The 10,364-nt window shown below is 61.0% G+C and carries 8 protein-coding genes and 3 pseudogenes; 10 read left to right on the forward strand and 1 reads right to left on the reverse strand.

Annotation, left to right across the window (positions count from 1 at the left end; genetic code table 11):
* From A8B82_RS24595 to A8B82_RS17420, 10 genes and pseudogenes are all read left to right on the forward strand, one after another.
* Positions 1–348, forward strand: a pseudogene (locus A8B82_RS24595) (DNA-binding protein); the annotation flags it as partial.
* A 2-nt stretch (positions 349–350) separates the two neighbouring features.
* Positions 351–803, forward strand: a pseudogene (locus A8B82_RS24600) (DNA-binding protein); the annotation flags it as partial.
* Between the two features lie 2 nt (positions 804–805).
* Positions 806–1,024, forward strand: a pseudogene (locus tag A8B82_RS24605) (hypothetical protein); the annotation flags it as partial.
* A gap of 99 nt (positions 1,025–1,123) precedes the next feature.
* The gene (locus A8B82_RS17390; RefSeq protein ID WP_067295263.1) at positions 1,124–1,597 is read left to right on the forward strand and encodes a hypothetical protein; all 474 of its coding nucleotides are present in this window, start codon (positions 1,124–1,126) and stop codon (positions 1,595–1,597) included.
* Positions 1,598–2,497: 900 nt separating this feature from the next.
* Positions 2,498–3,385, forward strand: coding sequence for a LysR family transcriptional regulator (locus tag A8B82_RS17395; RefSeq protein ID WP_067295266.1), 888 nt, complete (start codon positions 2,498–2,500; stop codon positions 3,383–3,385).
* Between the two features lie 91 nt (positions 3,386–3,476).
* Positions 3,477–3,941 carry a formate dehydrogenase subunit gamma gene (locus A8B82_RS17400; protein WP_067295269.1) on the forward strand — a complete coding sequence of 155 codons (465 nt, stop codon included), beginning with the start codon at positions 3,477–3,479 and terminating at the stop codon, positions 3,939–3,941.
* On the forward strand, positions 3,938–5,446 hold the full coding sequence (locus A8B82_RS17405; protein ID WP_067295272.1) for a formate dehydrogenase beta subunit: 1,509 nt from the start codon (positions 3,938–3,940) through the stop codon (positions 5,444–5,446). The genes A8B82_RS17400 and A8B82_RS17405 overlap by 4 nt, the downstream gene beginning before the upstream one ends.
* Positions 5,443–8,337 carry a formate dehydrogenase subunit alpha gene (fdhF, locus tag A8B82_RS17410; RefSeq protein ID WP_067295275.1) on the forward strand — a complete coding sequence of 965 codons (2,895 nt, stop codon included), beginning with the start codon at positions 5,443–5,445 and terminating at the stop codon, positions 8,335–8,337. Before A8B82_RS17405 ends, fdhF begins: the two co-directional genes overlap by 4 nt.
* A complete protein-coding gene (fdhD, locus tag A8B82_RS17415; protein ID WP_082899355.1) occupies positions 8,337–9,164 on the forward strand; it encodes a formate dehydrogenase accessory sulfurtransferase FdhD in 828 nt (275 codons plus the stop codon). The genes fdhF and fdhD overlap by 1 nt, the downstream gene beginning before the upstream one ends.
* Positions 9,154–9,360: a formate dehydrogenase subunit delta gene (locus A8B82_RS17420; RefSeq protein WP_067295278.1), complete on the forward strand. Its 207-nt coding sequence runs from the start codon at positions 9,154–9,156 to the stop codon at positions 9,358–9,360. The genes fdhD and A8B82_RS17420 overlap by 11 nt, the downstream gene beginning before the upstream one ends.
* A 472-nt stretch (positions 9,361–9,832) precedes the next feature.
* Here A8B82_RS17420 and A8B82_RS17425 read toward each other — a convergent pair whose 3' ends face one another.
* Positions 9,833–10,072 carry an H-NS histone family protein gene (locus A8B82_RS17425; protein ID WP_082899356.1) on the reverse strand — a complete coding sequence of 80 codons (240 nt, stop codon included), beginning with the start codon at positions 10,070–10,072 and terminating at the stop codon, positions 9,833–9,835.
* Between the last annotated feature and the right edge of the window lie 292 nt (positions 10,073–10,364).

Genomic DNA, 10,364 nt, shown 5'->3' on the forward strand with positions numbered 1-10,364 from the left:
GAAACGGAGATGGAAAAGATCGAGACCCGGCCGTTGATCTTCGATCCGTTGGAAATCAGGCGGGCAGGGGCGTTTGTCACGCTCGACCGCTACGGCGCGCTGGCAGTCTATCGCGGTTATGTGCGTCCAGAGGATGAGCCCGTTGAGGAGACCGCGGTCCAGGATGGAACTGATCCTGCGGTGGCGGGGCAGGGGGATGATTACGATCCCGGCGATGGCCATGCTAGTGCCGCTCATGTCGGAACCATCATCATGTCGGGTGGCCAGTCAATTGGTGGTGATGTGCCGGAGGATGAGGAAGACGGAGCGCTGAAGCCGCTGCCGGAGCGGTTGGTCATGGAGTTGACGNNGACGCTGCTGCTGCTGAAGCTGGTGACGGACACCTTCCGCACCTTCTCTGCTTCGGGAAGCTGTCTCGAGGCATCCGTGCGTCACGTCTACTTGTCGGCGCAGGCACCCGATCTGAAGGACAGCGTAGTGGCCAAGCTGGTCGATGAGCGTCACGCTGAATGGGAAGCCGATCTGCCGCTTGCCGACGATGCAGCGCTCTGGGACTATCTGACGGTCCTCGACCAAGGCAATCGGCTGGCCTTGCTGGCGCATTGCCTCAGCTTCGGCGTCAACGCGCTGCATGAAAAGGTGAACCCATACGGAGCAGGCATCTCTTCTGGCGGTCTGACCCGTCGTATGGCGCATTCCGATCTCGTGGCGCGCGCGACAGGTATCGATATGGTCGAGGCGGGCTGGGAGCCGACGGTCGACACCTATCTCAACCGCGTGCCCAAGGCCCGCATCCTCGAGGCNNGGCGAGATGGCCAGTGAGGCCGAGCGCTTGCTGAAGGGCAGCGGTTGGTTGCCGGAGGTCCTGCGCAGGAACGATCTCGTGGCGCCGGACGATGAGGACTGTGCCGAAGGGCAGGGCGCGGATGCCGAAGTGGCTGACAGCGTCAGTGAAGCTGATCTTCCTGCATTCCTGACAGATGGCCTGCCTGCTGAAAGCGCGTCGATGCTGGCCGCGGAATAACGTGATCCAGCAGGGGGCGGAGATTCCGCCCCCATTCACCCTATAACGTAATAATATCAATAAGATGAGTGCGAATACTCGCATTCGGAATGAGGAATCATGTCTGCAACAATCATCATCGACACTGCCCCCCTCGGGGCGCTCATTCGCTACACCGACGGCAGTCCCAAGCCACCGGCACGCTTCACCAAGAAGCTGGCGGCCTGGGAGCGTTCGAACGGCGTGGGCCGTCTTGTGAAAAAGGAACCGCCCCGGTCCTATCCGACTTGGACGGCGCCGGCCTCCTTCACACTGCATGAGGGTAACTTCTCCTCGGATGGGGTAATCCTCGTCACCATCATGCGCAGCCACTCGGCCGACAGCCGCCTTGTCTTCGAGGTGGCGGAGGAACCAAAGCCCGGGCAGGTGCGCGTGCTTCTGGACTTCGGCGGCAACACCGAACTGCTGCATCTGGCGGAATCCGTCACCGCGGCGGAGCTCTGGATCGCGCGGGAGGGCTATCGCAACGCGCGACTTGAAATCGTCGGCGATGAAAACAGCGAAAGGGCAGGGGGCGCGGACCTGGCCGCCTGAACCCAACTGAAACCGAGGGGTCCGCCCAAGCGCGGGCCTCTCATCCATCACAACCGTGTCCCGCGATGTCGCGGGGCGCCAAAGGAACCATCCCGAAGGAAGGACGTCTTCAACCAAGTTCTAGGCCGGGAGGCTGGAGGCAAAAGCATCAGCGGGACAACTAGCTCCAGTCGTCAGGGCACCATCCCCCGCTCGCCATTCCCTTCCTTGGCCCGAATCCCGTCTTCGAGATCAACCCACGAGGGGTCGGACTACNNTCCCTCGCCGCCACGCTCATGGTCTCGATCGTCGTCTTCCAGGCCGGGGACGGATCCTTTGGCGCCGTCCCCGCCGATGAAATCGATGGCGACGAGGTTCAGGTGCTGGTTGAGATTGACCCGTGGGCTTAGGCCCACGGTTATCTCGGTTGGCTCACGCGGAGGCGCAGACGCGCCTCCTGCTGCGTCGTCGTGCCGGCGAGGAACTGCGGACGGTCCATAGTGCGGCATTTTCAGGGGATAAGGAATGGCGGTGCGGTCCTTGCGGTAATTCGCTGGTGATTCAGCGCGTCCCGACCACAATTCAAGGCCGCGCCGAGTTTGTGCTTATGGGCCGGACCGCGCGTTTGGGTGTGTTCTCCCAGCCGGGCGCAAGGTCTGTCCGCCAACACTGGGCCGTCAGTCGATGCTCAAGGTCGCGCTAAAACCTTAACGATTGGCGCGGGCTGGCTGACCTTGAGACACGGATATTCGGGCAATTCCAAGTTGTGATCGCAGTTGGAGGCGTTCCGCCGCTCCGCTCCTGGTCTGGGGCCGACGGTCAGGGAAGGCGTGGCGTGTTGAGTTCTAGCGACAGGCTTGCAAAGCTCGTGTCATTCATGATCTCCATCGGAACTGGGAGTTTCAATATGAATAGACAACTATGATCGACAAGCTGGAGATGTTCATTGCTGTCGCGAAAGAGGGTCATTTTGGCCGTGCGGCGGTCAGCATCGGGATCACACAACCGTCGCTCTCGGCGGGGATCAAACAGCTTGAGGAACAGTTGGGCGTGCAGCTCATTTTTCGCGGCTCACGCTACGGCGGACTCACTCCAGAGGGGCAGGCAACGCTGGTTTGGGCACGGCGAATCGTCGGCGACGCCCGGCAATTGCGTGAAGAAATGCGCGCCAAACGACATGGCTTGTCTGGTCAACTGCGTATCGCGGCAATCCCGACGGCGCTGACATGGGCGGCGCGGCTCTGTCATAGGTTCAACGCCAAACACCCCAAGGTACGCTTTACCATTCTGTCGCGCACCTCGGTCGAGATCCTGAGCATGCTGGACAATCTCGATATCGACGCCGGTATTTCCTATCTGGACAACGAGCCGATGGGTCGGGTCAGCACCGAGCCCCTTTATGAGGAACGCTATATGCTGGTTTGCGCGGAGACTGCGCACTTTGCCACGCGCGACGCCGTCGGCTGGGAGGAACTGGCGGGTGAACAACTTTGCCTGCTCACCCCAGATATGCAGAACCGCAGGATCATCAACCGCAACTTTGCTGCCGTCGATGTAACGCCAGAAGCCTGGATTGAATCGAACTCTACCGTGGTCCTGATGGCGACCGTAGAAACCGGCGGATGGATGACAGTCCTCCCCGAAGATGCCGCCCGGTTTCACGCCCATGGCAAACCTCTGAAACTCATCCCACTCTCAGGTCCCGAACCTGCCCATTCTGTCGGTTTGGTCGCCCCATACCGCGAACCGCACACACCCGTCTTGGAAAGCCTCCTGCGCGAGGCGCGTCGATTAGGGGCCGATAGTTGATAGAGTATGTCTATCAAGTGACCGTATATTGATATTGAATGTTCATGGCGTGAACTGATTGACTGATCGCAGCAACCGCGAGAGGCAAGCCATGACAACACCCGCCCCGGATGATATTCAAGCTATCCTGACAGAGCATCTGCACCTTGAAGGGCCACTCTTGCCAATCCTGCACGCAATGCAGGACAGCTTTGGTTACATCCCCGAGGCAGCGCATCGACACATTGCCGAAGCGCTCAACATAAGCCGAGCAGAACTGCATGGCGTGATCAGCTTTTACCACGATTTCCGTGCCAATCCCGCCGGGCGGCATGTTTTGAAAATCTGTCGGGCCGAGGCCTGTCAGGCTGTCGGTGGCACGGCGCTTGCCGATGCGACACTGACCAAGCTGGGCCTTGATTGGCACGGCACTACCGCGAATGGTGCGGTCACGGTCGAGCCGGTGTATTGCCTTGGCCTGTGCGCCTGCGCGCCTGCGGCGATGCTGGATGACCGCGTGGTGGGCCGGATGGATGCCGCCCGGATGGATGCCCTCTTGGCGGAGGCGGGCGCATGAAGATTTACGTCCCCATGGACAGTGCCGCCAAGGCGCTTGGCGCTGAAGAGGTGGTCGCCGCCATCCTCGCCGTTGCACCGGAGGCACAAATCATCCGCACCGGTACGCGCGGCATGATCTGGCTGGAACCGCTGGTCGAGGTCGAGATCGACGGGATACGTCACGGTTATGGTCCGGCGACCGTGGGCGATGTTGCGGGCATTCTCGATGGCAGCAGCGCCAAGGCGCTAGGCCCAGTTGAGTATTTGGACTGGATGAAGCGGCAGACGCGCCTCACCTTCGCCCGTGTCGGCGCCGTTGAACCTCTGAACATCGCGGATTACGAGGCTCATGGTGGGCTTGTGGGCCTGCGTCGCGCCATTGAGATGGACGGGGCCGGGATCGTTGCAGAAGTCACCCAATCTGGCCTTCGCGGGCGTGGCGGCGCAGGATTCCCGACCGGCATTAAATGGAAGACCGTGTTTGAGGCGCAAGCGCCGCAGAAGTACATCGTCTGCAATGCCGATGAGGGCGACAGCGGCACCTTCGCGGACCGGATGATCATGGAGGGAGACCCGTTTACCCTGATTGAGGGAATGACGATTGCGGGTCTCGGTGTGGGCGCGACCCGCGGGTATGTTTACCTGCGCTCGGAGTACCCCGATGCAATCAGTGTGATGCGCCGCGCAGTCGAGATCGCGCGCGCGGCAGGTGTTTTGGGCGCGAGTGTACTAGAGTCTGGCCGCGCCTTTGACATGGAAATCCGGGTTGGTGCCGGGGCCTATGTGTGTGGTGAGGAAACCTCTCTGTTGAACTCGCTCGAAGGCAAGCGCGGCGTCGTCCGTGCCAAACCACCCCTTCCGGCGCTCGAAGGATTTCTTGGGCGGCCCACGGTTGTGAACAACGTCATCAGCCTCGCCACGGTGCCGGTGATTTTTGAGAAAGGCGCGCAACACTATGCCGATTTCGGTCTTGGGCGCTCGCGCGGCACCGTGACCTTGCAAATCGCGGGCAACGTAGCGCGCGGCGGGCTATTCGAGACCGGTTTTGGTATCACCATAGGCGAAGTGGTCAACGATCTGGGCGGCGGAACCATGACAGGCTGTCCGGTCAAGGCGGTGCAGGTGGGCGGGCCGCTTGGTGCCTATATCCCTGTCAGCAAGTTTGACGCGCCGCTTGGGTATGAAGAGTTAGACGCGAAAGGTGGCCTCTTGGGGCATGCCGGGCTGGTGGTGTTCGACGACAGCGCCGACATGCTTCAAATGGCCCGCTTCGCGATGGAATTCTGCGCAGTAGAGAGCTGTGGTAAATGCACGCCCTGCCGAATTGGAGCGGTTCGGGGCGTTGAGACCATCGACCGGATCGCCTCTGGAGACGGATCAGCAATTCCGCTTTTGACGGACCTTTGCGAGACCATGAAAGACGGCTCGCTCTGCGCACTTGGCGGGTTCACGCCCTTTCCGGTCATGTCCGCGCTCACCCATTTCCCAAATGATTTCGCCACCCAAAAGGAGGCTGCCGAATGAAAGATTTCATCATTCCCAAAGACCGTGACATGGGCACGCCTGCCAAAGCCGGCGCGTCAGTGACGCTTGAAATCGACGGCGTCGCCGTGACCGTGCCCGAGGGTACATCGGTGCTGCGCGCGGCCGCCGAGGCTGGGATTTCCATCCCCAAGCTCTGCGCCTCTGACAATCTTGAAGCCTTCGGCTCGTGCCGCCTCTGTGTCGTGGAAATCGAAGGGCGGCGCGGCACGCCCGCCTCCTGCACCACACCTGTCACCCCCGGTATGGTGGTCCACACCGGATCATCGAAGGTGGGCAAGATCCGCAGAGGGGTGATGGAGCTTTACATCTCCGATCACCCGCTGGATTGTCTGACCTGCTCGGCCAACGGCGATTGCGAATTGCAGGACATGGCGGGCGCTGTTGGCCTGCGCGATGTCCGCTATGACGCCCCGGAAAAGGGCGTCATGGTCAACCATTTCGAGGCCCGCAACACGAGCGGAGAGGCCAATCCCGAATGGCTACCCAAGGACGACAGCAACCCCTATTTCAGCTATGATCCCAGCAAATGTATCGTTTGCAACCGCTGTGTTCGCGCCTGCGAAGAGGTACAGGGTACCTTTGCGCTGACGATTCAGGGCCGTGGCTTTGACAGCCGCGTATCGGCGGGAAATGCGGGTGATGATTTCCTTGCCTCTGACTGCGTGAGCTGCGGTGCCTGCGTTCAGACCTGCCCCACCGCAACCTTGCAGGAGAAATCCATAATTGAGTTGGGCACCCCCGACCGCTCGGTCATCACCACCTGCGCCTATTGTGGCGTGGGCTGCTCCTTCAAGGCCGAGATGAACGGCGACACGTTGGTGCGCATGACCCCCTATAAGCATGGCAAGGCCAATCACGGACATTCCTGCGTCAAGGGCCGCTTTGCCTATGGCTATGCCCATCACAAGGACCGCATCCTCAAGCCTATGATCCGCGAACGGATCGACCAACCTTGGCGAGAGGTCGACTGGGACGAGGCGCTGAGATTTGCAGCCACTCGCATGCGCGGGCTTCAAGAAAAATATGGCAAGAAATCCATCGGCGTGATCACCTCGAGCCGCTGCACCAATGAGGAAACCTATCTGGTGCAGAAACTGGCGCGTGCAGTCTTTGGCAACAACAACACCGACACCTGCGCGCGTGTTTGTCATTCGCCCACCGGCTATGGTCTGGGTCAGACGTTTGGCACTTCCGCTGGCACTCAGGATTTCGATTCCGTTGAGCATACCGATGTGGTTGTAGTGATCGGCGCTAACCCCACGGATGGCCACCCGGTCTTTGCCTCGCGCCTCAAGAAGCGGCTGCGGGAGGGGGCCAAGTTGATCGTGGTCGATCCGCGCCGGATTGATTTGGTGAAATCGGCGCATGTCGCGGCATCCCATCACCTGCCCCTGCGCCCCGGCACCAATGTCGCTGTGGTCAGCGCCCTTGCGCATGTGATCGTGACCGAAGGGCTGATGGATCAGGACTTCATCCGCGAGCGCTGCGATTGGGACGAATTCCAGCATTACGCCGACTTCATCAGCAATCCGCGCCACTCTCCCGAAGCAACCGCGCTGCTGACCGGCGTTGATCCCGCAGCATTGCGCGCTGCCGCCCGTCTATTCGCCACCGGTGGCAATGGGTCGATCTATTATGGCCTTGGCGTGACCGAACATTCCCAAGGGTCCACGACCGTCATGGGCATCGCCAACCTTGCCATGCTGACTGGTAACATGGGACGGCCCGGCGTCGGCGTGAACCCGCTGCGCGGCCAGAACAACGTGCAGGGCGCCTGCGACATGGGCTCTTTCCCGCACGAACTGCCCGGCTATCGTCACGTCAAAGGCCCGGAAGTCCGCAAGGTCTTTGAAGAAGCATGGGGCGTTCAGATCGACGCAGAACCCGGCCTGCGCATTCCCAACATGCTCGATGCGGCTGTCGATGGCACCTTCAAGGGGCTCTATTGTCAGGGTGAGGACATCCTGCAATCGGACCCCGACACCAAACATGTGGCCGCGGGTCTGGCGGCGATGGACTGTGTCATAGTGCATGACCTCTTTCTTAACGAAACTGCGAACTACGCGCATGTCTTCCTGCCCGGATCGACCTTCCTCGAAAAGGACGGCACTTTTACCAATGCCGAGCGGCGGATCAACCGTGTACGCAAGGTGATACCGCCCCTCAATGGCTATGCCGACTGGGAGATCACCCAGATGCTCGCCAATGCCATGGGCGCGGGCTGGACCTATGCGCATCCCGCCCGGATCATGGAGGAGATCGCAGCGACGACGCCCTCTTTCGCCGGGGTGGATTACGCGCTGCTCGAAGAGAAGGGTAGCGTGCAATGGCCCTGCAATGAGTCGCATCCCGAGGGCACGCCGCTGATGCATGTCGATGGGTTCATGCGCGGAAAGGGACGATTCATTTTCACGGAGTATGTGGCAACCGATGAGAAAACCGGCCCGCGTTTCCCGTTGCTGCTGACCACGGGACGCATCTTGAGTCAGTATAACGTTGGCGCCCAGACGAGGCGCACCGACAATGTCATCTGGCACGAGGAAGATTTGCTGGAAATCCATCCGCATGATGCCGAGATGCGCGGGCTGAAAGAGGGCGATTGGGTGCGCTTGGCCAGCCGTGCGGGTGAAACCACATTACGCGCCAAACTCACCGATCGTGTGAGCCCTGGCGTGGTCTACACCACCTTTCACCACCCCGATACACAGGCCAATGTGATCACCACAGACTACTCTGACTGGGCCACAAACTGCCCGGAATACAAGGTAACGGCGGTGCAGGTCAGCCTGTCGAACGGGCCCTCGGACTGGCAAGAGGATTATGCCGCGCAAGCCGCCCAGGCGCGGCGTATCCTGCCTGCGGCAGAGTGATGGCGATGGGCTTTTCTCCCACCCAGAGCCGACCGGGCCTCTCCGTGCAGGCTGAGGGGGCGCGCCGCGTCACCCGCGCCTTGCCCGAAGAGGCCCCGGTAGCCTTTGTCTTTGATGGCACGACCCAAGCGGTAATGATGGCGACACCGGCAGATATTGGCGATTTTGCCTATGGCTTCGCCGTCACCGAAGGGATCGTGACCGATTCAGCACAGATCGAGGGCTTCGAGATTGCCGACCATGCACAGGGCATCGAAGCGCGGTTCTGGCTGAACGAGGATCGTCAGGGGGCACTCACCGCGCGGCGACGATACATGGCAGGGCCAGTGGGTTGTGGTCTCTGTGGTATCGACTCTCTGGAGGAGGCAGTCCGCGCGGTGCCTTCTGTGGCCCATGCCGCGCCGGTCTTTGCCGCGCAAGAAATTTCCGTTGCCGCAGACGCCCTCAGCGCGCATCAACCACTGCATAACCTGACCCGCGCCACCCATGCGGCAGGTTTCATCCGTCCGGGCGCGGGGTTGGTCCTGGCGCGCGAGGATGTGGGGCGGCACAATGCGCTGGACAAGCTGATCGGCGCGCTCTGGCGGCACGATATCGACCCCTCTCGGGGAGCCGTCGTGATGACCAGTCGCCTGTCGGTCGAACTGGTGCAGAAATGCGCCATGGCCGGGTGCGGCCTGCTGATCGCTGTCTCTGCCCCCACCGCCCATGCGCTGCGGTTGGCCGAGGGTGCAGGTATCACCCTTGCCGCTTTTGCTCGTGGCGGCGGTTTTGATCTCTATTCCCATCCCCATCGCATTCTCCATGAGGTTCCCGATGTCGCCTGAGAAGATGGTCCATATGGCCAACCAGATCGCCACCTTTTTCAAGACCCAGCCCGGCACCGATCAGGCCAATCGCGTCGCGGCCCATCTGACCGATTACTGGGAGCCACGTATGTTGGCTCAATTACGTGGTTACGTTGCGACAGGCGGCAAAGGGTTGGACGACATCGTCGTCAAAGCTGCGGGGCTGATCAGTTAGCTTGGAAGAGTGCTGTTCACAATGATTGCTGTGATCGCCCGGTCCTCACTTGGCCAGCATGCGCTACATGGACGGGCATCATTCAGAAACGAGCCCGCTGTGAGGCGGTGCTCATGCACATGTAGTTGCAGCATCGGAGCCAGTGGCAACCAACAGGAAGGGCGGAAAGCCAACTTGCAGCGGTGTAGATCTNNAGCTTCAAGTTTTCGGCACGGAAGCTTCGCAGTGAAGGTCCGGATTCCGCCCTCTGTGATGGTCGCTCGAACGTGCTAGCCCTACGGAGCGCCCAAATTAGGCCGCTCCTGTCCTGTCCTGCGCTGGCACCAGGCCCGAATGACCAGTTCATGGAACGCGCGGCTTCGGGTTCTTTAGCCGCAGGGTTGGTGATCTTTCAGCGGATTTTCAGGTCACTGCCAGGTTTGCCAGTAGCCAGAGCGTCCACGAACCACTGCGGTTTACACTCACGACCGGACTAGGTGAGCGCCGGGTTCTCAGGGTGCCGGTATTTCGCCGCAGCAGGCGCGCGCGAGGCTTTCGTCTCGGTGCCGACAAGTTCGGCCAGGAAGTAGCCGAGGTCCCGGGCGAGAGCTTCCACCTTGGCGTGGGCTTCTGCCTTCTGCCGATCCTCATAGGTGGAGATCGCTTTGGCGATGTCCTTCTGCATTTTCTTCAGGTCGCTGAGCAACAGTGCCTCGAGATCGTAATCAGCCATGCTATGCCTCGTGTCCTGAGTGTCCCGGTATCGAAAGTCGGCCGCGGCAGGGCATCGCAACTCCCACGAGGCAAAGGCGGGGGTGGCAAAGTCCGGTGATCGCCGTTTCCTTCGTCAGGGAGGTGCTGAACAGGGAGTCAGGCTGTCCCGATCGGCAGGGTGACACGTTCTGGCATGGGCTCCCCGCGCATCTCTACCTTCTGGGCCATCCCTTCGACTGACAATCCCTTAATCCCGTTCGGCCTCCCGCGCGCAACCCCGCGTCAGCCCGGGCCGTGTTGGCCGCCTATGG

The sequence above is a fragment of the Sulfitobacter sp. EhC04 genome (genome assembly GCF_001650875.1).
Lineage (GTDB): Bacteria > Pseudomonadota > Alphaproteobacteria > Rhodobacterales > Rhodobacteraceae > Sulfitobacter.

Bases quoted from the DNA above. Each gene is read 5' to 3' on its own strand.
- A8B82_RS17425 (WP_082899356.1), bottom strand. From the start codon at position 10,072: ATGGCTGATTACGATCTCGAGGCACTGTTGCTCAGCGACCTGAAGAAA.
- A8B82_RS17400 (WP_067295269.1), top strand. From the start codon at position 3,477: ATGACAACACCCGCCCCGGATGATATTCAAGCTATCCTGACAGAGCAT.
- fdhD (WP_082899355.1), top strand. From the start codon at position 8,337: ATGGCGATGGGCTTTTCTCCCACCCAGAGCCGACCGGGCCTCTCCGTG.
- A8B82_RS17395 (WP_067295266.1), top strand. From the start codon at position 2,498: ATGATCGACAAGCTGGAGATGTTCATTGCTGTCGCGAAAGAGGGTCAT.
- A8B82_RS17390 (WP_067295263.1), top strand. From the start codon at position 1,124: ATGTCTGCAACAATCATCATCGACACTGCCCCCCTCGGGGCGCTCATT.
- A8B82_RS17420 (WP_067295278.1), top strand. From the start codon at position 9,154: ATGTCGCCTGAGAAGATGGTCCATATGGCCAACCAGATCGCCACCTTT.
- fdhF (WP_067295275.1), top strand. From the start codon at position 5,443: ATGAAAGATTTCATCATTCCCAAAGACCGTGACATGGGCACGCCTGCC.
- A8B82_RS17405 (WP_067295272.1), top strand. From the start codon at position 3,938: ATGAAGATTTACGTCCCCATGGACAGTGCCGCCAAGGCGCTTGGCGCT.